The 26,628-nt window shown below is 69.6% G+C and carries 28 protein-coding genes; 14 read left to right on the forward strand and 14 right to left on the reverse strand.

Annotation, left to right across the window (positions count from 1 at the left end):
* Positions 1–29 precede the first annotated feature (29 nt).
* A complete protein-coding gene (locus tag D3218_RS07460) occupies positions 30–665 on the reverse strand; it encodes a glutathione S-transferase family protein (protein WP_119539260.1) in 636 nt (211 codons plus the stop codon).
* Positions 666–762: 97 nt separating this feature from the next.
* Positions 763–1,017, reverse strand: a complete 255-nt coding sequence (locus D3218_RS07465) for a hypothetical protein (RefSeq protein ID WP_119539261.1) — start codon at positions 1,015–1,017, stop codon at positions 763–765.
* Positions 1,018–1,233: 216 nt separating this feature from the next.
* Between D3218_RS07465 and D3218_RS07470 the strand changes: the two genes are divergently transcribed.
* Positions 1,234–2,256, forward strand: a complete 1,023-nt coding sequence (locus D3218_RS07470) for an ATP-binding cassette domain-containing protein (protein WP_119539262.1) — start codon at positions 1,234–1,236, stop codon at positions 2,254–2,256.
* A 13-nt stretch (positions 2,257–2,269) separates the two neighbouring features.
* Here D3218_RS07470 and D3218_RS07475 read toward each other — a convergent pair whose 3' ends face one another.
* The 6 genes from D3218_RS07475 to D3218_RS07500 form a co-directional block, all read right to left on the reverse strand.
* Positions 2,270–3,088: a dipeptide ABC transporter ATP-binding protein gene (locus D3218_RS07475; protein ID WP_119539263.1), complete on the reverse strand. Its 819-nt coding sequence runs from the start codon at positions 3,086–3,088 to the stop codon at positions 2,270–2,272.
* Positions 3,085–3,924, reverse strand: coding sequence for an ABC transporter ATP-binding protein (locus tag D3218_RS07480; RefSeq protein WP_119539264.1), 840 nt, complete (start codon positions 3,922–3,924; stop codon positions 3,085–3,087). The genes D3218_RS07475 and D3218_RS07480 overlap by 4 nt, the downstream gene beginning before the upstream one ends.
* A 4-nt stretch (positions 3,925–3,928) precedes the next feature.
* Entirely contained in the window at positions 3,929–4,783 is an 855-nt protein-coding gene (locus D3218_RS07485; protein WP_245414965.1) for an ABC transporter permease subunit, read from the reverse strand.
* A 97-nt stretch (positions 4,784–4,880) separates the two neighbouring features.
* Positions 4,881–5,888 (reverse strand): ABC transporter permease subunit, encoded by a 1,008-nt coding sequence (locus D3218_RS07490; protein ID WP_119539266.1) that lies wholly within the window; start codon positions 5,886–5,888, stop codon positions 4,881–4,883.
* A 134-nt stretch (positions 5,889–6,022) separates the two neighbouring features.
* The gene (locus D3218_RS07495; protein WP_119539267.1) at positions 6,023–7,618 is read right to left on the reverse strand and encodes an ABC transporter substrate-binding protein; all 1,596 of its coding nucleotides are present in this window, start codon (positions 7,616–7,618) and stop codon (positions 6,023–6,025) included.
* 103 nt (positions 7,619–7,721) lie between these two features.
* Positions 7,722–8,876 carry an Mrp/NBP35 family ATP-binding protein gene (locus D3218_RS07500; protein ID WP_119539268.1) on the reverse strand — a complete coding sequence of 385 codons (1,155 nt, stop codon included), beginning with the start codon at positions 8,874–8,876 and terminating at the stop codon, positions 7,722–7,724.
* An 88-nt stretch (positions 8,877–8,964) separates the two neighbouring features.
* Here D3218_RS07500 and D3218_RS07505 point away from each other — a divergent pair, with 88 nt between their 5' ends.
* A complete protein-coding gene (locus tag D3218_RS07505) occupies positions 8,965–9,744 on the forward strand; it encodes a HugZ family pyridoxamine 5'-phosphate oxidase (protein ID WP_168990438.1) in 780 nt (259 codons plus the stop codon).
* On the opposite strand, the gene D3218_RS07510 is transcribed toward D3218_RS07505, so the two are convergent.
* The 5 genes from D3218_RS07510 to D3218_RS07530 all read right to left on the reverse strand — a co-directional run bounded on the left by D3218_RS07510 (position 9,741) and on the right by D3218_RS07530 (position 12,930).
* The gene (locus tag D3218_RS07510) at positions 9,741–10,028 is read right to left on the reverse strand and encodes a hypothetical protein (protein WP_119539270.1); all 288 of its coding nucleotides are present in this window, start codon (positions 10,026–10,028) and stop codon (positions 9,741–9,743) included. The two genes, D3218_RS07505 and D3218_RS07510, sit on opposite strands and share 4 nt — an antisense overlap.
* A 79-nt stretch (positions 10,029–10,107) precedes the next feature.
* Complete coding sequence (locus D3218_RS07515; RefSeq protein WP_245414956.1) at positions 10,108–10,389, reverse strand: glycine zipper domain-containing protein; 282 nt, start codon at positions 10,387–10,389, stop codon at positions 10,108–10,110.
* Between the two features lie 82 nt (positions 10,390–10,471).
* Positions 10,472–10,762 carry a hypothetical protein gene (locus D3218_RS07520; protein ID WP_119539272.1) on the reverse strand — a complete coding sequence of 97 codons (291 nt, stop codon included), beginning with the start codon at positions 10,760–10,762 and terminating at the stop codon, positions 10,472–10,474.
* A gap of 141 nt (positions 10,763–10,903) precedes the next feature.
* Complete coding sequence (locus D3218_RS07525) at positions 10,904–11,869, reverse strand: sensor histidine kinase (RefSeq protein ID WP_119539273.1); 966 nt, start codon at positions 11,867–11,869, stop codon at positions 10,904–10,906.
* Between the two features lie 269 nt (positions 11,870–12,138).
* On the reverse strand, positions 12,139–12,930 hold the full coding sequence (locus tag D3218_RS07530) for a response regulator (RefSeq protein ID WP_061936513.1): 792 nt from the start codon (positions 12,928–12,930) through the stop codon (positions 12,139–12,141).
* Between the two features lie 308 nt (positions 12,931–13,238).
* Here D3218_RS07530 and D3218_RS07535 point away from each other — a divergent pair, with 308 nt between their 5' ends.
* From D3218_RS07535 to D3218_RS07560, 6 genes are all read left to right on the forward strand, one after another.
* Positions 13,239–13,430, forward strand: a complete 192-nt coding sequence (locus tag D3218_RS07535) for a NepR family anti-sigma factor (RefSeq protein WP_119539351.1) — start codon at positions 13,239–13,241, stop codon at positions 13,428–13,430.
* A gap of 5 nt (positions 13,431–13,435) precedes the next feature.
* Positions 13,436–13,987: a sigma-70 family RNA polymerase sigma factor gene (locus tag D3218_RS07540; RefSeq protein WP_061936461.1), complete on the forward strand. Its 552-nt coding sequence runs from the start codon at positions 13,436–13,438 to the stop codon at positions 13,985–13,987.
* 84 nt (positions 13,988–14,071) lie between these two features.
* Positions 14,072–14,398 carry an ElaB/YgaM/YqjD family protein gene (locus D3218_RS07545; protein ID WP_119539274.1) on the forward strand — a complete coding sequence of 109 codons (327 nt, stop codon included), beginning with the start codon at positions 14,072–14,074 and terminating at the stop codon, positions 14,396–14,398.
* A gap of 11 nt (positions 14,399–14,409) precedes the next feature.
* Positions 14,410–14,859, forward strand: a complete 450-nt coding sequence (locus D3218_RS07550; RefSeq protein WP_119539275.1) for a hypothetical protein — start codon at positions 14,410–14,412, stop codon at positions 14,857–14,859.
* Between the two features lie 166 nt (positions 14,860–15,025).
* The gene (locus D3218_RS07555) at positions 15,026–15,280 is read left to right on the forward strand and encodes a hypothetical protein (RefSeq protein WP_119539276.1); all 255 of its coding nucleotides are present in this window, start codon (positions 15,026–15,028) and stop codon (positions 15,278–15,280) included.
* A gap of 22 nt (positions 15,281–15,302) precedes the next feature.
* Positions 15,303–15,614 carry a hypothetical protein gene (locus D3218_RS07560; protein ID WP_136625063.1) on the forward strand — a complete coding sequence of 104 codons (312 nt, stop codon included), beginning with the start codon at positions 15,303–15,305 and terminating at the stop codon, positions 15,612–15,614.
* A gap of 46 nt (positions 15,615–15,660) precedes the next feature.
* Here the strand turns inward: D3218_RS07560 and D3218_RS07565 are convergent, their stop codons facing one another.
* On the reverse strand, positions 15,661–16,569 hold the full coding sequence (locus tag D3218_RS07565; protein WP_119539278.1) for a diacylglycerol/lipid kinase family protein: 909 nt from the start codon (positions 16,567–16,569) through the stop codon (positions 15,661–15,663).
* 153 nt (positions 16,570–16,722) lie between these two features.
* On the opposite strand from D3218_RS07565, the gene D3218_RS07570 reads away from it, so the two are divergent.
* The 6 genes from D3218_RS07570 to D3218_RS07595 all read left to right on the forward strand — a co-directional run bounded on the left by D3218_RS07570 (position 16,723) and on the right by D3218_RS07595 (position 26,496).
* Entirely contained in the window at positions 16,723–16,887 is a 165-nt protein-coding gene (locus tag D3218_RS07570; RefSeq protein ID WP_119539279.1) for a DUF1328 domain-containing protein, read from the forward strand.
* Between the two features lie 129 nt (positions 16,888–17,016).
* Positions 17,017–18,675, forward strand: coding sequence for a PRC-barrel domain-containing protein (locus tag D3218_RS07575; protein WP_168990439.1), 1,659 nt, complete (start codon positions 17,017–17,019; stop codon positions 18,673–18,675).
* 275 nt (positions 18,676–18,950) lie between these two features.
* On the forward strand, positions 18,951–20,219 hold the full coding sequence (locus D3218_RS07580) for an efflux RND transporter periplasmic adaptor subunit (protein ID WP_119539281.1): 1,269 nt from the start codon (positions 18,951–18,953) through the stop codon (positions 20,217–20,219).
* Entirely contained in the window at positions 20,216–23,368 is a 3,153-nt protein-coding gene (locus tag D3218_RS07585) for an efflux RND transporter permease subunit (protein ID WP_119539282.1), read from the forward strand. Before D3218_RS07580 ends, D3218_RS07585 begins: the two co-directional genes overlap by 4 nt.
* 374 nt (positions 23,369–23,742) lie before the next feature.
* A complete protein-coding gene (locus D3218_RS07590) occupies positions 23,743–24,666 on the forward strand; it encodes a LysR substrate-binding domain-containing protein (RefSeq protein ID WP_119539283.1) in 924 nt (307 codons plus the stop codon).
* 9 nt (positions 24,667–24,675) lie between these two features.
* Positions 24,676–26,496: an ABC-F family ATP-binding cassette domain-containing protein gene (locus D3218_RS07595; protein WP_119539284.1), complete on the forward strand. Its 1,821-nt coding sequence runs from the start codon at positions 24,676–24,678 to the stop codon at positions 26,494–26,496.
* Positions 26,497–26,628: the final 132 nt, after the last annotated feature.

Here is a 26,628-nt window from a genome sequence, read left to right on the forward strand (position 1 = left end):
CCAGTGGTTTGCACTTGCGCGCGGCCCGCTCAAGCCGCCCCGCCCGGCGCCTCCGCCATCAGCCGATCGTCCGCCTCGGCGGCCCGCTGGAAGGCCGGCCGCGAGGCCAGCCGCTCGTCGTACCGCTCGAAGGCCGGGCGCCGTTCCATGCTGCCGAAATGCAGCCCGTATCCGATGTGGGAGCCGACATAGACGTCGGCCGCGCTGAACCGGTCCCCGGCCACGTAGTCGGCGCGCGAGACGGCCTGTTCCAGGACGTCCATCACCCGCCCGAACGAGCCGTAGCCGACGAAGGCGGACTTGTCGGCCGGCACGTCGACCTGGAGCGCGCGGTTGGTCACGGCCGCCTCCAGCGGGCCGGCGGCGAAGAACAGCCAGCGGAAGTAGGCCGCGCGCGCCGGGCCGGCCGCCGGCACGAGCCCGGCTTCGGGAAAGGCGTCGGCGAGATAGGCGCAGATCGCGGCCGCTTCGGTGACCACGGCGCCGTCGTGGACGATCGCCGGCACCTTGCCCATCGGGTTCACCGCGAGATAGGCCGGCGCCTTCATCGTGGTGCCGTAGTCGAGCACCTCGACGCGGTAGGGCCGGCCGACCTCTTCCAGCATCCAGCGCGCCATCCGCCCGCGCGACATGGGGTTGGTGTAGAGCAGGATATCCTCGGCCATCGATCGTCCTCCGCAGGGGTTGGCCGGGACACCCTACGCCTAAAACGCGAAGACCGCGCGGGGAGAACGCGCGGTCCCGCCGCACGGGCGGCGTCGGTCAGTATTCGGGCAGACCGTGGATCCGGGGATCGTTGACGGTGGGCGCGTAGATGACGCCGTCGGACGCCTGGAAGACGCCGGTAAGGCCCGGATCGGCATTCGGCTTCTCGCTCATCACCTTCGTGGGAGCCGCGCGCGCGTGTTCCACCGGGTGGGGGACGGGTTGGCGGACCGCGTGCGTGGCCGCCATCGCACCGGAGGCGGCGCCGAGCGAGCCGGCGAGGACGAGGACGGTTGTCAGAAGGGACTTCATGGCTCTGCTCCTGGTTCGATCGGCGCCATCGATCCCAAGTCGCCTGAAGGCCGGGCGAAGGGTCCGGCGGTCGTGGCTTGGTGCGCCGAACGGGAGCGTGCGCCCGCCGTCGGAGCCGGTCGAGTTACAACAGGTTCATGACACCGAATTCATCGAATGCGCAGCGGGCGCCCGCGCGCTTGCACCCGCCCCGACGCTGGCGCATAAGCCCGCCGCATGACCCCGCAGATCAGCATCCGCCGCCTCGCCGTCGTCCATGGCCGCCACCCCGGCGCCGCGCTCCGCCGGGCCGACGCGGGCGAAAGCCACCATGCGATCCGCGTCTCGGGCGAAGGCGCGGTGGCCCTGATCGACGTCGATCTCGACATCGCCTCCGGGGAGATCCTGGTGCTGCTCGGCGGATCGGGCTCCGGCAAGTCGAGCCTCGTGGCGGCGCTCGCGGGCGCCGCGCCGATCGCGCGCGGTTCGGCCTCCTTCCTCACCGGGCGCGGTGCCTTCGAGCTCGCCACCGCGACGCCGAAGCACCTCCGGCGCCACGCCGAGGCGACCGTCGCCCACCGCTCCTCCCCCGTCCGCCTCGCGCCGCGGCGCACGGTGGCGGCGGCGGTGGAGGCGGCGCTCGCCGCGCTCGGCACGCCACGCCGCGACCGGGCGCCGCGCGCGGTGCTCGAACTCGCCAATGCGGGCCTGCGGGACGCCGCCGGCGCGCCGGTGGAGGCGCTGGGGCCGGGCCTGCGCTCGCATCTTCAGCTTCTGGTCGCCGCGCTCGGCCCCGAGCCCGTGCTGCTTCTCGACGGCGCGCTCGACACGCCGGACGCCTGGCGCGATCCGTCGCTGGTCGCCGCCCTCAGGCGGCTGCGCGAGCGAACCGGCAAGACCGTGATCCTGACGAGCTGCGATCCGGCCGAGGCGATGCGCGTCGGCGACCGGATCGCGGTCCTCGACAACGGGCGGCTGGTGCAGGCGGGACCGCCGCGCGAGCTGGTCCTGCAGCCCGCCACCGACCATGTCGCCGCGCTCCTGTCGGAGCTCAACCCCGTGGGCTTCCTCCTCGCGGAGGACGTGATGGCGCCGATCACCCCCGCCGACGAGGCGGCGGGCTTCGCCGGCCTCGTGCAGACGGGCACGCGGCTGGTCGAGGTCCTGCCGACGCTGCGTCGGGGCGACGTGGTGGTGGCCGAGCGCGGGCGCCTCCTCGGCAAGATCGACGCCCACCGGCTCTGGAGCCTGTTCGCCTGACCCAGCCGCGCCCTCAGGCGCGCGCGGCGACCCGGCGGCGGATGCTGTCCACGTCGGCGCGCGGCGTCGAGGCGAAGAGCTTGCGCGTGTAGTCGTGCGACGGCGCGCTGAACACCTCGTCGCGCGGGCCGTATTCCACCACCTCGCCGTAGTACATCACCATCACCGTGTCGGCGATGTAGCGCACCACCGAGAGGTCGTGGCTGATGAAGACGTAGGTGAGGCTCAACTCGTCCTGGAGGTCGGCGAGGAGGTTGAGGATCTGCGCCTGGACCGAAAGGTCGAGCGCGGAGACCGGCTCGTCCAGCACCAGGAGGCTCGGGTTGAGCATCAGCGCGCGGGCGATCGCGATGCGCTGGCGCTGGCCGCCGGAGAACATGTGCGGATAGCGGTTGAAGTGCTCCGGGCCGAGGCCGACCTTGACCAGCATCGCCATGGCCCGTTCGCGCCGCTCGGCGGTGGGCATGTCGGTGTTGAGCGCCAGCGGCTCCATCAGGACGTCGCCGACCTTCTGGCGCGGGTTCAGCGAGCCGTAGGGGTTCTGGAACACCATCTGCACCTTGCGACGCATGTCGCGCGTCACGCCGCGGTCGATGCGCATCGGCTGCCCGTCGATGAACAGCTCGCCCGCCGTGGGTGCGTCGATCAAGGTCAGGATACGGGCGAGCGTGGACTTGCCGCAGCCCGATTCGCCGACGATCGCCAGCGTCTTGCCCCGCTCCACGGAGAAGCTCACGCCCTTGACCGCCTGGATCGCCTTGGGCGCCGAGAACAGGCCCTGCGGCACGAAGTAGTCGCGCTTGATCCCGCGCGCCTCCAGAACCAGGCTCATCGCGCCGCCTCCAGCGCCATGGCATCGGCGACCGTGGGCAGGCGATCGCCGGTGGCGTTCTCCGGCAGGGCCGAAAGCAGGGCGCGGGTATAGGAGTTCTTCGGGTTCTCGAAGAGCTCGAGCACGCCCGCCTCCTCCATCTTGCGGCCCTTGTACTGCACGACGACGCGGTGCGCCGTCTCGGCCACCACGCCCATGTCGTGGGTGATCATGATGAGGCCCATGCCGTGCTCGCGCTGGAGGCCGACGAGAAGGTCGAGGATCTGCTTCTGGATCGTCACGTCGAGCGCCGTGGTCGGCTCGTCGGCGATCAGGAGCTTCGGGTTGCAGGCGATGGCCATGGCGATCATCACGCGCTGGCACTGGCCGCCCGACATCTGGTGCGGGAAGCTCGACATGCGCCCCGCCGGGTCGGGGATGCCGACCGCCTCCAGGAGCTCCAGCGCGCGCCGGCGCCGCTCCGCCCGGCCGAGCCCGAGGTGGAAGCGCAGCGTCTCGGTGAGCTGGAAGCCCACCGTGAAGCACGGGTTGAGGCTCGCCATCGGCTCCTGGAAGATCATCGAGATGTCGCGGCCGACGATCTCGCGGCGCTGGCGCCCGGAGAGCGTCAGGAGATCGCGGCCCTCGAAGGTCAGGCGGTCGGCCGTGACCGTGGCGGTCTTGGGCAGGAGGCCCATCGTGGCCAACATGCCGACCGACTTTCCCGAGCCGGACTCGCCGACGATGGCGAGCACCTCGCGGCTGTCGACGTGCAGATCGATGCCGTCCACCGCCTTGAACGGGCCGGAGGCCGTGTCGAAGGAAACGGTGAGGTTGCGGATTTCGAGGAGGCTCATGGGCTCAGCTCCGGCGCATCTTCGGGTCGAGCGCGTCGCGCAGGCCGTCGCCGATCAGGTTGATGGCGAGCACGGTGACCAGGATCGCGAGACCCGGGAAGGTCACGACCCACCAGGCTCGCAGCACGAACTCGCGCGCCTCGGCCAGCATGGTGCCCCATTCGGGCGTCGGGGGCTGAGCGCCGAGACCAAGGAAGCCGAGCGCCGCGGCGTCGAGGATGGCGTTGGAGAAGGACAGGGTCGCCTGCACGATCAACGGCCCCAGGCAATTGGGCAGGATGGTGCGGAACATCAGCCGGATCGGCCCCGCGCCCACGACGCGTGCGGCGGTCACGTATTCGCGCTCCTTCTCGGCCATCACCGAGGCGCGGGTCAGGCGCACGAAATGCGGCTGGAGCACCAGGGCGATCGCGATCATCGCGTTGACGAGGCCCGGCCCGAGGATCGCCACCAGCACCAGGGCGAGCAGCAGCGAGGGAAAGGCGAGGATCACGTCCATCACGCGCATGATCACCGTGTCCACCCAGCCCCGGAAATAGCCGGCGACGAGGCCGATCACGATGCCGGTGGACACGGCGAGGATCACCACGAACGTTCCGATGAACAGCGAGTACTGCGCGCCGTAGATCAGGCGCGAGAGGATGTCGCGCCCCACGGCGTCGGTACCCAGGAGATAGGTCCACTGCCCGCCCTCCATGAACACGGGCGGCATCAGCAGGGCGCCGCGGTTCTGCGCCACCGGGTCGTGCGGCGCGATCACGGGGGCGAGCACCGCCACCAGAACCACCAGCGCGAAGACCACGAGACCGGCGACGGCGCCGCGATTGACGGAGAAGTAGTACCAGAACTCCGACAGCATCCGTCGGCGCTGGCCGGTCTCGGGAACGCGGTCGGGGATCACCGAGCCGACGCCCGCTTCCGACTGCTGGGCTTCCACATGGGACATGGGTGCTCTCCTATCGGGCCCGGACGCGGGGATTGATGAGGCCGTAGAGAAGATCGACCACGAGGTTCACCACCATCACCACGATGGCGATCAGCAGAAGGCCGCCCTGCACGACCGGGTAGTCGCGCCGGAACACCGAATCCACCATCCACTTCCCGATGCCGGGCCAGGAGAAGATCGTCTCCGTCAGGATGGCGCCCGCCATCATCACGCCGATCTGGAGGCCGATCGTGGTGACCACGGGGATCAGCGCGTTGCGCAGGGCGTGGATGCCGACCACGCGGCCGGGTCGCAGCCCCTTCGCGCGCGCCGTGCGCACGTAGTCCTCGCTCAGCACCTCCAGCATCGCCGAGCGGGTCTGGCGGGCGATCACGGCGAGCGGGATCGTGGCGAGCACCACGCCCGGCAGGATCAGGTGGCTGATCGCCGACTTGAACGCGCCCGCCTGCCCGGACAGGAGGCTGTCGATCAGCATGAAGCCGGTGACCGGCGGGAAGAAGTAGAGCAGCGAGATGCGGCCCGAGACCGGCGTCCAGCCGAGCGTGCCGGAAAAGAAGATGATGAGGAGGAGGCCCCACCAGAAGATCGGCATGGAATAGCCGACGAGCGCCGTGCCCATGATGGTCTGGTCGAGCCAGGACCCGCGCTTCACGGCGGCGAAGACGCCGGCCGGCACGCCGAGGAGCACCGCGATCAGGATGGCGAAGAGCGACAGTTCGACGGTCGCCGGAAACAGCGTCAGGAACTCGGTGAGCACCGGGCGGCGCGTGACGATCGAGGTGCCGAAGTCGCCGCCGAACAGGCCCACGAGATAGTGCCAGAACTGGATCGGCAGCGGCTGGTCGTAGCCGAGCGCCGCCGTGAGCTGGGCGTGGCGTTCCGGCGAGATGCCGCGCTCGCCGGCCATCAGCGTGACCGGGTCGCCGGGCAGGAGACGGATGAAGGAGAAGGCGACGATCGCCACGCCGACGAAGGTCGGAACGAGGACGCCGAGGCGCGCAACGATGAAGCGGAACATGGGTGAGGCCCTTGGAGGTCCTGGTGCCGCGCTGCGCGGCCGAAGCCGAATTCTCTAGCAAAATCGCCAGGTTCGGCCAAACGAAAAGGGGAACGGCGCTCGGCCGCTCCCCTTCCCGACGATGACGCCGCGCCTTACTCGGTGATGTCGACGCCGTCGAACGTGTAGTCGCCGAGCGGGCTCTGGACGAAGCCGGTGACGTTCTTGCGCATCGGAACGTAGACCACCGAGTGGGCGATCGTGGCCCAGGGGGCCTGCTCCTTGAAGATCACCTGCGCCTGCTCGTAGAGCTTGGCGCGCTCCTCCTGGGTGGACTTGGTCTTGGCCTCCTGGACCAGCTTGTTGAAGTCCTCGTTGCACCACTGCGCGCGGTTGGCGCCGCCGACGCCGTCGCAGCCGAGGAGCACGGCCAGGAAGTTGTCCGGGTCGCCGTTGTCGCCGGTCCAGCCGAGCAGCACCGCGCCGTCGCGGTCCTCGGCCTTGGAACGCTCCAGGTACTCGCCCCACTCGTAGGATACGATCTCGGCCTTGACCCCGACCTTGGCGAAGTCGGACTGGATCAGCTCGGCCATGCGCGCGGCGTTGGGGTTGTAGGGGCGCGACACGGGCATCGCCCAGATCTTCATCGACAGGTCGGTGACGCCCGCGTCCTGGAGCATCTTCTTGGCCGCCTCGGGATCGTAGGGGTCGTCCTTGAGCTGGTCGTTGTAGCTCCACATGGTGGGCGGGATCGGCGCCTTGGCCTTCTCGCCGGCGCCCTGGTAGACGGCCTCGATGATGGCGTCCTTGTCGATCGCCATGTTCAGAGCCTTGCGGACCTCCGGCTTGTCGAACGGCGCCTGCTTGGTGTTGTAGGCGAAGTAGCCGACGTTGAGGCCCTCCTGCTCGTCGACCTTGAGGTCGGCGTTCTGCTGGAGCGAGGCCACGTCAGCCGGGTTCGGATAGGCCATCAGGTGGCATTCGCCGGCGGCCAGGCGCTGCTGGCGGACGGAGGCCTCCTTGGTGATGGCGAAGACGAGGTCGTCGATCGGCTGCTTGCCGCCCCAGTAGTCGGCGAAGGCCTGGTAGCGGATCACGGCGTCGGGCTGGTAGGCCACGAACTGGAACGGCCCGGTGCCGATCGGCTGCTGGTTGAGCTGCGCCTGGTTGCCGGCCTCGGCCAGCTTGTCGGCGTATTCCTTCGACATGATCGAGGCGAAGGGCATCGCGAGGTTGGCGATGAACGGCGCATAAGGCTCGCTCAGCGTGAAGCGGACGGTCATGTCGTCCACCTTCTCGACTGACTTAACGATGTCGGGCATCGACATCGAAGCATAGTACTCCCACGACGCGCCCGAGACGTACTGGTGCCACGGGTTCTCGGCGTTGCCCTGGCGGTCGAACGAGAACACCACGTCGTCGGCGTTCATCTCGCGCATCGGCGTGAACGAGGCGTTGGAGTGGAACTTGACGCCCGGACGCAGCTTGAACGTGTACTGCATGCCGTCGTCGGAGACGTCCCAGCTCTCCGCGAGGCCGGGTTCGGTCTCGGTCGTGCCTTTCTTGAACTCGGCCAGCCGGTTGTAGATCGGGTGGGCCGAGGCGTCGAACGTGGTGCCCGCGGTGTAGAGGCCGGGATCGAAGCCCTCGGGCGATCCTTCGGAGCAGAAGACGAAGGTTTTGGCCGAGGCGGCCGAGCCGAGCGCGAGGACGATCGCCGTCGCCGCCAGGAGCTTCTTGGTCAGACCCATGAAACGCGTTCTCCCATGAACGTGCCTAAGACGGCTGCATTGCCGCCGGAAGCGCACATTTCGACCACGATTAGGTCGCGACGCAAGCGCGTTTTTCGCGTTTTCACTCAAAAAGGATTGTAGGTGCCTTGCCAACGGTCGAATCGGCTGCCTCGATTGACGAGAGGGTTTTCTCGGCGATCGCGGCGTAGGCACGTGCGTGCGGACCGTCCGGCTGCGCGGCCATCACGGGGAGGCCCGCGTCCGAACCCTCGCGGATCGCCATCTCCAGCGGCACTTCGCCCAGGAACGGCACGCCGAGGCGCTCGGCCTCCGCACGCGCGCCGCCATGGCCGAAGATATCGTATCGGCGGCCGGTGTCCGGCGCGACGAAGTAGCTCATGTTCTCCACGATGCCGAGCACGGGCACCTCGACCTTGCGGAACATGGCAAGCCCCTTGCGCGCGTCGATCAGCGCGAGGTCCTGCGGCGTCGAGACGATCACCGCGCCGGCCAGCGGCACCTGCTGGGCCATGGTGAGCTGGGCGTCGCCGGTGCCGGGCGGCATGTCCACCACCAGGATGTCGAGCGGCGCCCAGGCGACCTCGCGCAGCATCTGGTTGAGCGCGGACATGACCATGGGTCCGCGCCAGATCATCGGCGTGTCCTCCTCTACCAGGAAGCCCATCGACATCGCCTTGAGCCCGAACGCCTCCATCGGCCGCATCGTGCGACCGCCTTCCAGTTCGGGCCGTCCCCGAAGCCCCAGAAGGCGCGGCACGGAGGGTCCGTAGATGTCGGCGTCGAGCAGGCCCGTGCGCAGGCCGAGCGCCTGGAAGCCGAGCGCCAGGTTCACCGCCGTGGTGGACTTTCCGACCCCGCCCTTGCCGCTGGCCACGGCGACGATGCGCTCGACACCGGGCACGCCCTGCCGGGACGGACGCGGCGGCGCGGGGCGCGCGGCGGGGGCCGGCGGGGCCTTCGGCGCGGGGGGACGCCGATCCGGCGGCGACGCGTCGACGCCCCCGCCCCGCCGCTCGGCGGTCAGCGCCACCATGGCACTCGACAGGCCCGGCACCTCGGCGGCGCGACGCTCGGCTTCGCGGCGCAGCCCCTCGAACCGCTCGGCCTCGGCGGCCGGTACGCTGATCGAGAAGAAGGCCCTACCGTCGGCCACGAAGATGTCCGACACCATCTTGCGCGACACGACGTCTCCGCCGCCGGGCGCCGGCAGTTCGCGCAGCATCCCCAGAATTCGGCTCTTCTGGTCCTCGGACATCGTCACTCTCTCGTTTGCGGTGGGCGGCTTGCCTGCCCCGTGCGCCGGAGATAGGGGATTTGCGGCGCGGATGGGAGGTGCAGGGCAGATGACGGACACGCCGCCGGCCGCCGCGACCCCCTATCTCGTCGCCGACGAGGAGGCACGGGCCCTGGCGCGGCGCCTCCTGCGGACGACCCGGCACGCGGCACTCGGGTGGCTCGATCCAACCACCGGCGCGCCGATGGCCAGCCGTGTCGCGCTGGCGGCCGACTTCGACGCGAGCCCCATCCTACTCCTGTCGCAGCTTTCGGCGCATACGCGGGCGCTGGCGGCCGATCCGCGCCTGTCGCTCCTGGCGGGCGAGGCCGGCGCCGGCGATCCGATGAACCAACCGCGCCTGTCCATCGCGGGCACCGCCTCGCCGCCGATCGGCCGCGAGGCACCGGAGCACGAGCGTCTGTCGCGCCGCTTCACGGCGCACCATCCCGCCGCCTCGCACTACGGACAGTTCGCCGACTTCGCATTCTTTCGCGTGACGGTGACCTCGGCTTTCCTGAACGCGGGGTTCGCACGCGCCTATCCGCTGGGGGCCGACGACGTGACGGACAGCGTCGCGCCGGACGTCCTCGCCGCCGAACGGCGGGTGGTGGATCACATGAACGAGGACCATGCGGACGTGCTCGACCGCCTGATGGCGCGGCGAGGCCGGGCGGAGAGTGGATGGCGAATCGCGACGCTGGACCGGCGCGGCTTCGAACTCGTCGCCGGCTCGCTCGTGGATCGCCTCGAGTTCGCCGAACCGGTGGAAACCGGCGGCGCCTTCCGCAAGGCCTTCGTCGCGCTCGCCGCCGGCCTCGATGCCGACGCGCCCGAAACGGGACGTTAGAACGAGAAGCCCTCCGGGCAGTCGGCGCGGAACCGGTTGCCCGCGGCGTTCTCGAAGATGCAGCGGCCGCGATCGGTGCCCGATCGGCCGATCAGCCGGTCGCCGGGATGGGCGGTGATCTCCGGCAGGGTGCCCGGCGCGTAGGCGGATACGCCGCCCGACCCGAAGCCGAACACGGCCGGAAGCAGATCCGACTGGCAGCCCGAGAGGCTTGCCGGCGCGAGGGCCAGGAGGAGGCAGGTCGCGACCCGGCCGGGGCTCCGTTTGGCGTTGGTTCCGCTCATCGCTCGTCCCGTCCGGTCGGATTGCAAGAAAAGGCCCGCCGGTTCGGGAGAACCGGCGGGCCGTGGGATAGGGCCTTGCTCAGTAGCCGGCCGGGCAGTCGGCGTAATAGCGCTGGCCGCGCCCGTCGCGGTAGACGCACTGGCCGGGGCGGTTGGTCGCCGCACCGAGCAACGCACCACCCGCACCGCCCACCGCCGCGCCGATCAGCGCGCCGCGGGCGTTGCCCGAGATACCGGCGCCCACCGCCGCGCCGCCCAAGGCGCCGATGCCGGCCGGAATGGCGACGTTGCGATCGACCGACTGGCAGCCCGCGAGAGCCAGCGTGCTTGCCGCCACGGCGGCCAAGATCATCGATTTCATCAGATGCTTCCCAAACTAACTGAATGTCCCGTAACGCCTAAATAGCACGGGCCCGACCGGCGTCCAGACGGCCGCACGGGTCTCAACGGGACGCGACGAGCTGCGGCGCGGCGTCGAGCTTGACCGCGAGATCCCCCGCGCGGTTCACCGCCCATTCCACCGAGGCCGATCCATCGAGCTCCGCCTGCGTCAGCCCCGTGCAACTCGCCATCACGCGACGGTCGTAGGTTCCCGAGAGGCGCATCGCCAGGGGCTTGGCAGCCTCGCATTCCTCCAGGCCGCGATAGATGGGCTGGGGCACCGGGATCTCGGTGCAGACGGACGAGTCCGGCGTGCAGCCGACGAGGAGGAGCAGGGCGGCGACGTGTTCCATGGCGGCAATCCTTTCGCCTTCGACAACCCGGAACCAGCGCGTGCGGTTCCCGAAGTATCTGGCGGAAGGCAATCGCAGGTTGCGATGTGTTGCCGATGTCGCGGATGTTGCAGGGCCAATACGAGCCGGTTTCGCCGAGCCTCAGCCGTCCACCAGCTCGAACTGGTTTCGCGGCACGCGCAGCCAGTACCGGATTCCGTCCGGCTGGTACTCCAGGGCCGCCTCGCCCCCCACGGAGTTCGGAACGATACGCTCCAGGGTCGAGGTGCCGAAGCGCGGGTCGTAGTCGACGCGCACGCGCGGACCGTCGGACTCACGCCAGCGCAGGACGAGCGAGGTCTGCCCCTCCCGCGTTTCGAGGCGCGAGACGATCTCGACCCGCCCGCCGGGTACCGACAGCGCGCCGTAGGAGGCCGCGTTGACGGCAAGTTCGTGAAGCGCCAACCCGACATGCAGGGCGGCGGTGGGCGTCAGGTAGACGTCGACGCCCTCGAAGCGGATCTGGTCCATGCCGTCCGGCGCGTAGCGTTCGACCTGCAGGGTCACGAGGCTGAAGAGGTCGGCCCCCCGCCAGTCCGTATCGGTCACGATGTCCTGGGACGAGGCCAACGACTGGATGCGCCCGCGAAACCTCACCAGGAATTCGGGCACGGTGACGGAATGGCGCGCGGTCTGGCTGGCCAGGCTCTGGATGATGGCGAGAAGGTTCTTGGACCGGTGCGAGACCTCGCGGAGCAGGGTCTTCAGCGTATCCTCGCGTCGCTTCTGGTCGGTGATCTCGACGGAGGTGCCGATGAGGCCGATCACGGTGCCGTCGTCGTCGCGGTCGACGTCCACCCGCACGTCGAACCACCGCATCGTGTCGCCGCTCGCCACGGGCAGCTCGAAGCGAACGGGCGCGCCCGTCTTCAAGGTCTCCGCCTTGATCGCCCTCGCCTTCTCGGCGGCGGGCGCGGGCAAGAAATCGTGGTCGCAATCCCCATTGCGCGCGTCCGCGAGCCAGGACCCTTTCGCGTTGAACAGCCAGAGATAGCGAAGTTCGAGATCCTGCGCAAACAGGGTCATCTCGGTGTTGGCGACCGCCTTCAGCGCCTTGTAGGCTACCATGACGCCGCACCCGTCGCAGGCGGGGCGGATGCTGGAGCGAGCCGGGCGGCACGTTCCGAGCCGACCGGGAAGGCAGGGTCGAAACGGGCGCCCGAGCGGTTTCCGTTGAGCCTTCCGGTCATGTCGGGCGGACCTTTCCGAGGCCTGCGGGTCATTCCGGTAAGCCTTCTGCTCGTCACTAGGCGGCAACGGAGCGGGCCCGCAAGCGGTTCCCGCGTCGCGGGGCCGCGGCCGAAGGCCGGAGGGCCCGCGCGATCAAGCGCGTCGCGTCAGGCGGCCTCGCGCTCTGTCTCGAAGAACAGCGCCTGGCTGATCAGGGCCTTCACCATGTCGGGGTTGAACGGCTTGGTGACCAGGAAGGTGGGCTCCGGCCGCTCGCCGGTGAGGAGCCGCTCCGGGAAGGCGGTGATGAAGATCACCGGCACGGACACCTTGGCCAGGATGTCGTTCACCGCGTCGATACCCGACGAGCCGTCCGCGAGCTGGATGTCGGCGAGGACCATGCCCGGCTTCTGCTGCTCGAACAGCGCGATCGCCTCCTTGTGGGTGCGCGCGATGCCGGTCACGCCGTGGCCGAGGCTCTCCACCATCTGCTCGATGTCCATCGCGATCAGAGGCTCGTCCTCGATGATCATGATGTTGGTCGAGACCTGACGGCCGATGTCGGCACTGGCCTGGCCGATCAGCTCGGAGAAGTCGCTCTCCCCGACGCCGAGGATATGGGCGGCCTCCTCCGTGGTGAAGCCTTCCACGGCCACCAGCAGGAACGCCTGACGCGGCAGCGGGGAGATGCCGCGCAGGTTGCGCGAGGCCTTCTCCTCCCAGGCGGAGACCGGGGCGTCCTCGCGCACGTTCACCTCGACCGACTGCCAGAGCGAGGAGAACAGCTTGTAGAGCGAGATCCGCGGGCTCTCCTGCGTGTCGAACAGGCTGGGCTCGGCGATCAATGCCTCGAGAACCGCCGCGACATAGGCGTCGCCGGAGGACTGAGAACCGCTCAATGCGCGAGCATACCGCCGGAGATACGGGATATGCGGCGCAATGCGCGAGGACATCGACATGAACATTCCCTCGTTTCTTGCCCGGGCTTTCGGCCCGGTCCTGAGCTTGTCTGTGCGGCACCGAAAGTCGACCCCGGAAGGAGCGGCGACTGAAACGTCGGCACCCTGTGGACTTCGCGCACCCGGCCCTAAGTAAGGCAAGAGGCGCGAAACGCTAGACCTTCGAACACAACATTTCCGGCTCGCCCGGGACGCACTTGCGAATGGGCCACGGTCCCACATCTAGCGCAGCATGCGTCTGGGGGACGGGCGTGAAGGCCGGCAGGGCGAGAGGTGGAATGGAAGACCGCAGGAACAAAGGCACCGTCATGCCCGACACACAGGAAACGGACGCCTCGACCAGCCGGCCGGCCGATCTGGGATCGACATCCGCCATCGGCCGCCGCCTGAAGGCCTACTACGACGACGTCGCGAGCGAACCCGTGCCCGATCGGTTCATGTCGCTCCTCGACGCCCTGGACGCGGCCGAGGCCAAGTCCAAGCCGAGGGAAGGGAACTGAGCCACATGGCACAGGACACCGATTTCCGTAGCGAGCTCGTCGCCATCATTCCGAACCTGCGCGCCTTCGCGGCGTCGCTCGCGGGCTCCTTCGACCGCGCCGACGACCTGGTGCAGGAGACGCTGGTGAAGGCATGGGACAAGCAGCACACGTTCCAGCCCGGCACCAACCTCAAGGCATGGCTCTTCACCATCCTGCGCAACGAGTTCTACACGCAGATGCGCAAGAAGGGCCGTGAGGTGCAGGATGTGGACGGCATCCACGCGATGCAGCTCGCCGGCCATCCCGAGCAGCAGGGCCACCTCGACCTGCAGGATTTCCGCAAGGCGCTGGACCAGCTTCCCGACGACCAGCGCGAGGCGCTGATCCTGATCGGCGCATCCGGCTTCTCCTACGAGGAGGCGGCCGAAATCTGCAAATGCGCCGTCGGCACCATCAAGAGCCGCGTGTCGCGGGCCCGCACGCGGATGGCCGACCTTCTCGGCATCGAGGGGGACGGCGAGTTCGGCCCGGACTCCATCTCCTCGCAGATCATCGGCGTCGCCCCCGCCGCCTGAGGCGGGAACCCGCCGCCGGGCAAACGACTTCCGCATCCAAGGGGTGGCGAGCCTGCCCCGTCCAACGTGAAAGGACCAGCTCCCATGTCGAACACCACGCCCAACGAGTTCTCGGCCGAAGGCGGTAACGGCCCGGACCGCGCCGAGCTCGAAGCGCAGATCGCCAAGCTGCGGGAGGACGTGGCAGGCGTCACGGAGACGCTGAAGTCGATGGCCGGCAGCCGCGCCGAGAGCGCCCGCGCGCAGGCCTACGCGCTGCGCGACGAGGGCGAGCGCTACTTCCGGCAGGCGCAGGAGACGGTCGGCGAGTTCGAGGAGGAGATCAGCGAGCGCGTGCGTGCCGAGCCGATCAAGAGCATCCTGATCGCGGCCGCGGTCGGCTACGTCTACGCCCGCCTCTTCAAGAACTGACCGTCGCTTCGATGGTCTTCCAGCTCATCACCAAGATGCTGACGGGCGAGGCGTCGATCTATATTGCCCGGTTGCGGACGATCGCCGTGATCTACGCGATCATGGCGGTGTTCGCGCTGGCTCTCCTGTTCTTCCTGCTCCTGGCGCTGTTCGTATGGATCGCCCAGAGCTTCGGCGTGCTGGCCACCGCGATCGGTTTCGCCGTGGGCTGCCTCGTGATCCTGATCGGCGTCTACGTTTTCCTGCTGATCGCGCGGCGTCCCCCGCGGCAGCGGGCGGCCGATCGGATGCAGCGGGACGTGGCCTCCATCGCGTCCATTGCGGCAGTGTCGAACATGCCGCTCCTGTTCCGCAGCGTTCGGCGGCGCAAGTCGCTGCTTCTGGTGCCGGTGGCACTGGCTTCGGCATGGGGCCTTTTCCGGGTCGTCCAGACGGTCCGGGACGGAAACGACCGAGGCTGAGGTTGCGTGCAGGACCTTCGGCGGCGCGCCCGGCGACGGGCGCGCCGCTCGCGTTTGCGGCCTCCTGTTCATGTGACGGGAATTCACCTGGGGCGCGGGATCGTTTGGGCCGGTCGTGCCGTTATCGGGATCAAGAGCGCAGAGGCGCGTACAGGGGAGTTTCATCATGGCTGATCTGAGAACCGACAAGGCCCGGCAGGGGCGCACGGGGCGCCCGGTGCTCTACGTGCTGATCGCGGGCCTCGCCCTGTGCCTCGTCGTCTTCATCGGCCTGCAGATCTACGGGATGAGCCTTCCCGACGAGAACATCGGCGGGGTCGAGGCCTCCGGCACGACCGCCGCCCCGGCGACGCCGGACAACTCGCAGACGGGCGTGGTCACGCCGGGCACCCCTGCCCCCGGCACCCAGCCGCAAAACTGACGCGTCCCGCGGACCGACGACGATGAGCGGAGTGACCGACGACCCCATGGACGTCCCGTCGAGTTCCGGGGCGGAATTCTCGGGCCACGACGAACGCCTCACGGCGATCCTCGCCGACCCGACGCTGCCCGACCGCGACAAGCGGCAGGCGATCCAGGACGCGTTCGACGATCTGGTGCGCGAGCGCGGGGACGAACCCGCCGCCGCCTACGAGACCATCGAGCGGCGCTTCTTCGAGGCGCTGACGCTCCTGGCGGAGGGCGGCCACGACTACGACGACGCGAGCGATCACGGTGGAGACGCCCCGCCCGATCGGCGGCCGGGCGAGATCTGAGACGGGGGGCGCGGCACAGGCCGCGCCCTTTTTTCGTTGCGGGCGCCTAGAACGAGGCTTCGTCCGGGACCAGCACCTTCAAGCCGCGCGGATGGATGCGCACTTCCGACCGCCTGTCGAGGCTGCGCAATTCGCCGTCCATCACCGCGCGGTTGCGGCTTTTCGATCGCCGATGCTCGATCACCAGTTCGTCGGCAGTCAGCACGGTGAGGTTGCCCTTGTCCTTCCAGGCTCCCCGCATCATGTCGATCGTCAGCTTCAGAACCGCCACGCGGCTGTTCGCGTGCATGATGTAGATGCCGAGCTTTCCGCCGCGCGGGTCGTCGGCATAGGGCAGATGCCCGTCGCCGTAGATGTTGTTGGAGATGGCGACCGCCGGCGTGCGGATCACCTGCGTCCGGCCGTCGATCTCGATGCGCAGGGCGACGGTCGGCAGCGAGCTCGCCGCCGTGACCACTGCGCGCACGCTCGCCCACATCTTGCCGAAGCGGGAGCGGTAGTCGAGCTTTTCGCGCGTGCGCACCATGCGGGCGTGCATGCCGACCGCGAACTGATGCACGAAATAGCGCCCGTTGACGCTGGCGATGTCGACCTCGACCACCCGGCCGTTGGCCAGCGCCTTCACTGCCGGGTCGAGCCCCATCGGAATCTGGAGCGACCGGGCGAAGAGGTTCATGGTGCCGGCCGGCAGGATGGCGAGCGCGATCGGCGAGCCCGCGACCGCCGCCGCGGCCGATGACACGGTGCCGTCGCCGCCGCCCACCAGCAGCACGTCGAGATCCTTGCGCCCCGCCTGCGCGTCGATCCGGTCGCCGATCTCGGGCCCCTCGACGAGTTCGACCTCGATTTCGTGCCCGTGGAGCTGGAACTCGCCGCGGATCGCCGAACTCAGGAGATCGAGGTCGGTGGTGCGCAGGGTGCCGCCGTGCCGGTTGAGGATGGCGTGGACTCTCATGAACGGCGCGCGGCTCCCTTGCGATGCGTCGCCAGCCATATGGAGCGGCACGGCGCGCCGAAAATGGCGGCGGCCGACACACGCCGCCCGGAACCCCGGCGGCGCCTCCCCGTTTCCGCACCATACCAAGTCTGGTTCGTGTGGAGTGTTTCAATGATCGAATGGATCGTCATTCTTCTCGTGGTGGCGGCGATCGCCAGCCTTCTCGGGTTTCGGGGCGTCGCCGGTGCCTCGGCCGGCATCGCGAAGGTTCTGATCCTGATCGTGCTCGTGGGTTTTCTGCTTCTGCTTTTCTTCGGCGTCATCGCGTTCGCCTGAGATCACGCTCGCGTTTCTTCGATCCACACCCGGAACCTTGGCAACGCCCGCAGGTTGAACATCCATCATCTGATGCGCGTGGCGTCTCCGCATAGCCGCGCGCATCCATCGAAATCAGGGGAGATATCAATGGTTCGCACACTCCTGGCCACCACGGCCATGGCCGCCGTTCTCGCGACCGGCACCCTCGCTCAGACGACCACGACCACCACGCCGGGCGAGCAGCCCGCGATGGGTGCCGCGCCCGCCACGGGCACGATGGCGCCCACGACCGACACGACCGGCGCCGCGCCGGGCAGCGACATGCAGGCCGATACGGCCGCCGCGCCCGCGACCGCGGACATCGCCTACATGCAGTCCCTCGGCGCCGACCAGCACCTGGTCACCGACCTCGACGGCCAGACGGTCTACGCCTCCAACGCCGCCGATGCCGAGACGGCCGGCGAGATCGACAACTTCATCGTGAGCGCCGACGGGACCGTCGTCGCCGCCGTGGTGGATACGGGCTCGTTCCTGGGCGACCAGTCCAAGACCGTCGCCGTCCCCTACGGCAAGATCGAGTGGACCACGGGCGAGAACAACCAGCCCCGCGCCGTGCTGACGGCGACGCGCGAGGAGCTTGCCGCCGCCCCGGCCTTCGCCGTGAACGAGCAGGCCGCGGCGAACACCACGGCCGGCGGCACGGGCGCGATGGCGCCGGGCGCCAACGGCGGCATGGCCGCCAACACCACGGCGCCCGCCGGCTCGGGCACGATGGCCACGGACAACATGGCCTCGGGTAACATGGCGTCCGGCAACATGGGTACCGAAATGGCCGCTCCGGCCGCGACCACCGATATGGCGGCGAGCACCACGGCTCCGGCCGGCTCGGCGGCCTCCACCCCGGGCGCCTCGGGCGACTACGTCGCCACGCTCGCCAACGACCAGTTCCTGTCGGACGATATCGTGGGCGACAACGTCTATTCCGGTCCGGCCGACGATGCCGACAACATCGGCAACATCAACGACCTGGTGATCTCCGCTAACGGGCAGGTCGAGGGCTTCGTCGTGGGTGTCGGCGGCTTCCTCGGCATCGGCGAGAAGAATGTCGGCGTTCCGTTCGACAACATCTCCATGAGCGCCAACGCGGACGGCGAGCCGCGTGCGGTGTTGGCCGCGACCAAGGAGCAGCTCTCGAACGCACCGGCCTTCGAGGAGCGCGACCAGACCATGGCCGCCAACACCACGCCCGCAGCCGGCACCGGCGCGGACAACATGGGCGCCGCCGGCACCGCCACTACTGGCATGGCGGCCGGCACGGCGGGAATGGCCGCGGGCACCACCGACATGGCGGCGAGCGGCACGGCCCCGGCGACCGGCGGCATGGCGGCCACGAGCGGCGAGTCCACGGCCTCGACGAGCGGCAACACTCCGGCTGCGAACGTCGGGACGCCTGTGACCGGCGCGGACCTCACCGCCGACAACCTGATCGGGACCTCGGTCTACGGCCCGGACAACCAGACCATCGGCTCGATCGGCGATATCGCGCTGACGCCCGAGGGTCAGGTGGATGCGGTGATCGTGGACGTCGGCGGCTTCCTTGGGATCGGCGCCAAGCCGGTCGCGGTGGCGATGGACAATCTCCAGTTCATGCGCGACTCCGGCGGTTCGCTGACGCTGACCACGCAGTTCACGCAGGATCAGCTCCGCAACGCGCCCGAGTACAATCGCGACAGCTACGCGGAGAACCGCGACCAGATGCGCGTGAGCAACCCGGGCGACGTTCCGGCGGCCCCGGCCGCCCAGTAAGCGGCACCAGCCGACACCACCGCTTCGCGAAGGCCCGCCCCACCGGCGGGCCTTCGTGCGTGTCCAGTCACGATGTCGTTCTGTTTCCTTACCAAAATTTATGGCGGTGCGCCGCGATCCATCGTCTATCATCCGAGGGGCTTGGAGCGACCGGGCGGATGACATCCGGCGGCACGGGCCGGCTTCGAGGACGCGGAGCGCTCCCTGACGGGGAGCGAGCGGTCCCCCGGGGCAGCCGTTCGGGCACAGGGACTTCGCGCCATCCAAAGGGTCTCATGGCTGCTCTTCGACAGATCGCCGTCACACTTCTCCTGATCGCGGTCGCCGGCTGCGCCTGGCTGTATCTCTCCCCCGCCCCCGGCCGCTTCCTTCTGGCGGACGGCCGGCTTCCCGAGGCGCTGCATCCGCTGGTCTCCGCGCTGTCGCCCGCCGACAACGGGCCGAAGGTTGGTGCGACGCCGGCGGGCCGAGGCGGCGGCCGACAGACACCCCTCGTCGCCGTGTCCACCGCACGCCCGCTGGTGACCCGCGACCGGCTGCGCGCCATCGGCTCGGGCGAGGCGGTGCGCACCGTGGCGGTCCGCCCCGACGCGTCCGGGATCGTGAAGTCCCTGTCCTTCCGATCGGGCGACGCCGTCGAGGCCGGCGCGACCCTCGCCCAGCTTCAGGACGACGCGGAGCGGATCGCGGTGGATCGCGCCCGCATCGCGCTCGCCACAGCCACGGACCAGTTGTCCCGTTACGAGACCCTGGCCGCCACCGGCTCCTCCATCACCTCCGTGCAGCTCGAGGAGGTGCGCCGGGCGCGCGATGCGGCGGCGCTGGACCTCCGGGCAGCGGAAGTCGCCCTCGCCAAACGCAGCATCACGGCTCCCATCGCCGGCCATGTCGGGCTGCTCGACCTCGAGATCGGAGCCCTGGTGGACAGCTCCACCCTGATCGCGACGGTGGACGACCGCTCCAAGCTGCGCATCCTGTTCGACGCGCCCGAGGCGTTCGCCACGCAGCTCGCGGTGGGATTGCCGATCACCGCCGTTCCGGCGACCCGTTCCGGCGAGACCTACCAGGGCGTCGTGACCGCGCTGGACAGCCGGCTCGACCAGGCAAGCCGCACCCTGCGCGCGGAGGCCACCATCGACAACGAAGGCGACCGGCTGCGCCCGGGCCTCTCCTTCTCGGTCGAGATCGGTTTCGAGGGCGAGAGCTTCGTGGCCGTGGATCCCCTCGCCGTCCAGTGGGAGCGCACCGGCCCCTTCGTCTGGGTCGTCGCGGACGACAGGACGAGCAAGGCGCCGATCGCCATCATCGAGCGCAACATCGATTCCGTCCTGGTCGCCTCGGATACGCTGAAGGCCGGCGACACGGTGGTGACCGAAGGCGTGCAGCTCCTGCGCGAGGGCGGCTCGGTCCGCGTCCGCGAGACCACTGGCGTCGACGCGGTGCCGGACGACGAGGGGCCGCCCACCGCGGAGTCCCCGCCCGCCGGGCGACGGGCCGATGCCGGCACGCTTCTGGCGCCGCCGGCCGAGGCGGCCGCCCGATGAGCGCGGGGGCGGGCCGGCCCGACGGGATGACGGCGCTCACCTCGCTGTTCATCCGGCGGCCGGTCTTCACGATCGTCGTGAACCTCCTCATCATCGTCGCCGGTCTCGCCGCCTTCAACGCGGTCGAGATCCGCGAGCTGCCCAATGTCGACCGCCCGGTCATCACCGTCACCACCAACTTCCAGGGGGCGTCGGCCGAGGTGGTGGACCGGCAGCTCACCAGCACGATCGAGAGCGCGGTGGCGCGCGTGCCGGGCATCGCGTCGATCTCGTCCTCGTCGCGCTTCGGCCAGAGCCGCGTGACCGTCGAGTTCACCAGCTCCACCGACCTGAACGTCGCCGCCAGCGACGTGCGCGACGCCGTGGCCGGCATCGCCAACCAGCTCCCCGACGACGCCGACGAATCCCGCATCGTGAAGGCGGATGCCGACGCCGACCCGATCATGCGCCTCGCGGTCCTGTCCTCGACCCTGCCGATCGAGGACCTCACGACCCTGGTGGACGACCGCATCGCCGACCGCGTCGCGGCCGTCGAGGGCGTCGCCGACGTCGACCTGTCCGGCGAGCGCGAGCGGCTGATCTATGTCGACGTGCGGCCCGACGAACTGGCGACCCGCGGCCTGACGCTCGCCGACGTGTCCGCGGCCCTCGGCAACGCCGCCTTCGACCAGCCGGCGGGCCAGCTCGAATCCCCGACCCAGAATCTCGTCGTGCGCGCCGACGCCGGCCTGTCGACCCCCGAGGCCTTCGGCGCCGTGTCGCTCGACGCGCACACGCGCCTGCGCGACGTCGCCTCCATTCGCTTCGGGCCGGACGAGGCCGCCTCCAAGACGCGCGTCAACGGCGAGACCGGCATCGGGCTTGGCGTGATCCGCCAGGCCGGATCCTCGACGCTGGCGATCTCGGAAGGCGTGCGCGCGGCCGTGGTGGAGCTCAACGCCTCGCTGCCGCCGGGCACGCGCGTCATCGTCACCTCGGACGAGGCGACCTTCATCAACGGCTCGATCCACGAGGTCGAGCTGACGCTGGCGCTCGCGGTCCTGATCGTGGTGGCGGTGATCTACGCCTTCCTGATGAACTTCCGCGCCACGCTGATCCCGACCCTCACCATCCCGATCGCCCTGATCGGCGTGGTGGCCGGCATCTATCTCGTCGGCTTCTCGGTCAACATCATCACGCTCCTCGCCCTGGTGCTGGCGACCGGCATGGTGGTGGACGACGCCATCATCGTGCTCGAGAACATCATCCGCTGGCGCAATCGCGGAATGTCGGTGCGCGCGGCCAGCGTGATCGGCACGCGCGAGGTGTTCTTCGCCGTGATCTCCACCACCGCGACGCTGGCGGCGGTGTTCATCCCGATCTCGTTCCTGCCGGGCGTCGCGGGCGGGCTGTTCCGCGAGTTCGGCTTCGTGCTGGCCATCTCCGTCACGCTGTCGGCCTTCATCGCGCTGACGCTGTGCCCGATGCTAGCCGCCCATCTCCTGGGCGAGGCGGCGGACGAGCGGCGGCCGGGGCCGATGAAGCGCGCGGCCGGACGCTTGGGCGGGGCGCTCGCCACCCTCTATGCCGCCTGCCTGCGCAAGGCCCTCGCCTATCCGCTGGCCGTGGTGGTGGTCTCGGCCATCTTCGCGGGCGCGGCGATCGTCACCTTCCAGAACCTGCCGCAGCAGCTCACGCCGAACGAGGACCGCGGCAGCGTGCTGATGCGGATCTCCGCGCCCCAGAGCGCGAGCCTCGACTATACCGACACGCAGATGCGGCGCGTGGAGGAGATCGTCCTGCCCTATGTCGAGAGCGGCGAGGCGACGGGCGTCTTCGCGCGCATCGGCACCGGCACCGGCAACAGCGCCTTCATGGTCCTCACCCTGGCGCCTTGGGGCGAGCGGGAGCGCACGCAGCAGGAGATCGCGGCCGAGCTCAACCGCGCCTTCGACGAGATTCCCGGGGTCCAGGCGCGCGCGATCCAGCCGAACTCGCTCGGCATCCGCGGCGGCGGGCGGGGCCTGCAATTCGCGCTGGCCGGGCCCACCTACCAGATGCTGTCGGACGAGGCGACCTCGCTCGAGGAGGCGATGAACGCCGACGGGCGCTGGGGGCGCGTCCAGCTCGCCTTCGACACCACGCAGCCGCAGCTCTCCGTCGAGATCGACCGCACGCGCGCGTCCGACCTCGGCATCGATATCGACGGCCTCGCCTCGGCCATCCAGGCGCTGCTCGACGGGCGCGAGATCGGCACGACCTATGTGGACGACCGCGCGGTGGACATCCACGTCGTCTCCACGTCCCAGCCGATCAACGACCCGGGCGACCTCGCCAACATCTTCATGAAGACCGGCGACGGGCGCTTCGTGCCCCTGTCCTCGATCGCCACGATCCGCGAGCAGGCGGTCGCCCCGACCCTGGCGCGCGAGGACCAGTCGCGCTCCGTCGCCCTGTCCGCCGATCTGCCCGACGACCTGTCGATCCGCGAGGCCTGGGACGAGGCGCAGGCCTTCGCCGCCGACCGGCTGCCCGACACCGTGCGCCTCGTGCCGCTCGCCGAGGCGGCGACGCTGGAGGAAACGTCGAGCGGCCTCACGATCGTCTTCGGCTTCGCCATCGTGGTCGTGTTCCTGGTGCTGGCGGCCCAGTTCGAGAGCTTTGTCTCGGCGATCATCATCATCGCCACCGTGCCCTTCGGCGTCGCCTGTGCGGTCTATGCCATGGAGTTCTTCGGCGAGACGCTAAACCTCTATTCGCAGATCGGGCTGGTGCTCCTGGTCGGCATCATGGCCAAGAACGGCATCCTGATCGTGGAGTTCGCCAACCAGCTTCGCGAGGAAGGGCGCGACGTGCGCACGGCGATCGAGGAAGCGGCGATCATCCGCCTTCGCCCGGTGATGATGACCATGATCGCGACGATCGTCGGCGGCGTGCCGCTCGTGTTCTCGGAAGGGGCGGGCGCCGAGGCGCGCGTCTCGCTCGGCTACGTCATCGTCGGCGGCCTGGGCCTCGCCACCATCGCGACGCTGTTCCTCACGCCCGTCGCCTACCTCGCGCTCGCCCGCTTCTCCAAGCCCCAGTCGGAGGGCGAGGAGCAGCTCCGGCGCGACCTCGCGGCGGCGGAGAGGCTCGGCAAGGGAGCCCCGGAAGCCGCCCCGGCGGAGTGATCGGCTTGCGGGCGAGGACCCGTGGCATCCGTGGTCGGCCCGTCCTGCCGATAAGCTAGAGGCGCCTCTCCCACACGGCTCGGCCCCGGATCGGACGGGCCGAGGGATGATCGCGCTCGACATCGGACCGGAGGGTCGGGGGTAAGCTGGTTCGATCCCAGCCAAGCCCCCTCCACCAAACCGACAGGCGCCGATGCCATGCCGGAGCTTCGGTCGGTGACGCGGGTACGTGAGCGCAGTCCTCGAACGTCTTCGGCGGAACGTGCTTCATCTCGTGGCTCTCGAACGTTTCGGGATCGAGGAAAGACTGGCGCGTTCCGTCTTGTCGATCCAATCGAAGCTCTGCCATGATGCATAAGGAGACCTTATACGTCATGGCCCGTTCGCTACCGCCCTTGTCCGCGTTGCGCGCCTTCGAGGCGGCTGCACGGCACCTCAGCTTCACTCGCGCCGCCGAGGAGCTCGGCATGACCCAGGCCGCGGTCAGCTACCAGATCAAGCTTCTGGAGGAGCGCATCGGCGCGCCGCTCTTCTTGCGTGGGCGGCGGCAGGTGGCGCTGACCGAAGCGGGGGAGCGATTGGGCAGCGATGCGACGAACGCGTTCGAAACCATCGCCGCATCGTTCGAGGCGGCCAAAGGCGGCGTCGCGGGGGTTCTCACGATCAGCGTCATCCCGACCTTCGCGACCGGCTGGCTGGCGCGCCATCTCTACGCATTCCAGCTGGCCCATCCGACCATCGCCGTGCGGCTCCATTCCACCCGCGACGTCAGCGACTTCGAGAAGGAACCCGTCGATGTCGGGATTCGTGGCGGCCTCCATCCAGGCCGGGGCCTCGTCGCGCACAAGCTCCTGCGCGCGGACTTCACGCCGATGCTGCATCCCGACCTCGAAGCGCGAACCGGCCTCCCGCTACGCGAGCCGTCGGACCTACTGGCCTATCCGCTGATCGATCCGACCGATCCCTGGTGGAATGAATGGTTCGCGCAGGCGGGCGTGACGCGTGCCGGCTTCGAGGTGGACGACGGACACAAGATGGGCGGGCAGGATCTCGAGGCGATCGCGGCCGTCGCCGGCCATGGGGTCGCCGTCCTCACGCCGTTCTTCTATCGCGACGACCTTGCCGCCGGCCGCCTCGTCCAACCGTTCGACATTCTCTGCGCGAGCGAACGGGGCTACTGGCTCTGCTATCCACCGGGACGACGCAACGCGCCCAAGGTCCGACTCTTCCGGGACTGGCTCCTTTCGCATTTCCCCGACCCCGAAGCCGATCTTTCAAGCGTCGGACCGATCGGCTAGAAGCCGGCCATGGCCCCTCCCCCGCTTCTTCGCCTCGACGGCGTGCGCCTGACCTTCGGCGGCACGCCCCTTCTCGCCGATGTCGAGCTCGGCGTCCTGCCGGGCGACCGGATCGCCCTCGTGGGTCGCAACGGCTCGGGCAAGTCGACCCTCCTCAAGATCGCGGCCGGCGCGGTGGAGCCGGACGGCGGCGAGGTGTTCCGTCAGCCGGGGGCGACGATCCGCTATCTCGCGCAGGAGCCGGACTTCGGCGACGCCCCCACCGTCGAGGCCTATGTCGCGGCGGGCCTCGGGCCGGCGGACGATCCCTACCGCGTCACCCGCCTGATCGAGGGGCTGGGCCTTCGTGCCGACGCGCGGCCGGGCGACCTGTCGGGCGGCGAGGCGCGCCGCGCGGCGCTCGCCCGCGTCCTGGCGCCCGAGCCCGACATCGTGCTCCTCGACGAGCCCACCAACCACCTCGACCTGCCGACCATCGAATGGCTGGAGGAGGAGGTCGCCTCGATCCGCTCCGCCGTGGTCATCATCAGCCACGACCGCCGCTTCCTGGAGCGGACGACACGCGCCACCGTCTGGCTCGACCGCGGCCGCGCACGCCGGCTGGACCAGGGCTTCGGCGGCTTCGAGGCCTGGCGCGACAAGGTGCTGGAGGAGGAGGAGCGCGACCTCCAGAAGCTCGACCGCAAGATCGTGCGCGAGGAGCATTGGCTGCGCTACGGCGTCACCGCGCGGCGCACGCGCAACGAGCGGCGCCTTGCCGCCCTTCATCAGCTCCGCGCCGACCGCAAGAACACCCGCCGCGCCACCGGCACGGTGGAGATGCAGGTCGGCGACACGCGCGAGAGCGGCAAGCTGGTGATCGAGGCCAAGGGGATCGCCAAGGCCTATGGCGAGCGCGTGCTGGTGGAGAACTTCTCGACCCGCATCCAGCGCGGCGACCGCGTCGGCTTCGTCGGCCCGAACGGCGCCGGCAAGACGACGCTCCTGAAGATGCTGATCGGCGAGACCGAGCCGGACGCGGGCACGGTGCGCCTCGGCACCAATCTCGACCTCGCCTTCCTCGACCAGAAGCGGGCGAGCCTGCGCGACGACCTGCCCGTGGCTGAGGCGCTGACGGACGGGCGCGGCGACCAGGTCATGGTCAACGGCGAGCCGCGCCACGTCGCCGGCTATCTCAAGGACTTCCTGTTCCAGCCGGAGCAGATCCGCACCCCCGTCGGCAACCTGTCGGGCGGCGAGCGGGCCCGCCTGCTGCTGGCCAAGACGCTGGCGACGCCCGCCAACGTGCTCGTCCTCGACGAGCCGACCAACGATCTCGACATGGAAACGCTGGACCTCCTCCAGGAGCTGATCGCCAACTACCCCGGCACGGTCCTCCTGGTGAGCCACGACCGCGATTTCCTGGACCGGACGGTGACTGGCGTCATCTCGCCCGAGGCCGACGGGCGCTGGCTGGAATATGCCGGCGGCTACACCGACATGGCGGCGCAGAAGCGCGGCGCGCAGGCCGAGGCCCGCAAGGCCGAGAAGGCCGCACGGCCCGCCCCCGCCGCCGCCGGCGCGACGGCGGCGCGCGCGCCCGCGCAGGGCAGCGCCAAGCTGTCCTTCAAGCAGAAGTTCGCGCTGGAGACCCTGCCCAAGGAGATCGCCCGGCTCGAGGCGGAGATCGCCCGGGCGGAGGCCGAGATGGCCGACCCGGCGCTGTTCGCGCGCAACCCGGACCGCTTCGCCAAGCTCGCGCGCGACAGCGAGGCCGCCCGCGCCGCGCTCGCCAAGGCCGAGGACGAATGGCTGGAGCTGGAGATGCTGAAGGCCGAGCTGGAGGGCTGAGCCGGACCGGTTTGTGCTCGCCGCCCGGTTGTCGTTCACCTGCCGTTCACCAAGTTCTGCTGAGGTTCCATTAACCTCCCGGGCAAGGATGTGGCGCGGCCTCGCCGCCGCGCCCGCGGCATAAGGATTTCA

The sequence above is a fragment of the Aureimonas flava genome (assembly GCF_003583935.1).
In the GTDB taxonomy this organism is placed as follows: domain Bacteria; phylum Pseudomonadota; class Alphaproteobacteria; order Rhizobiales; family Rhizobiaceae; genus Aureimonas; species Aureimonas flava.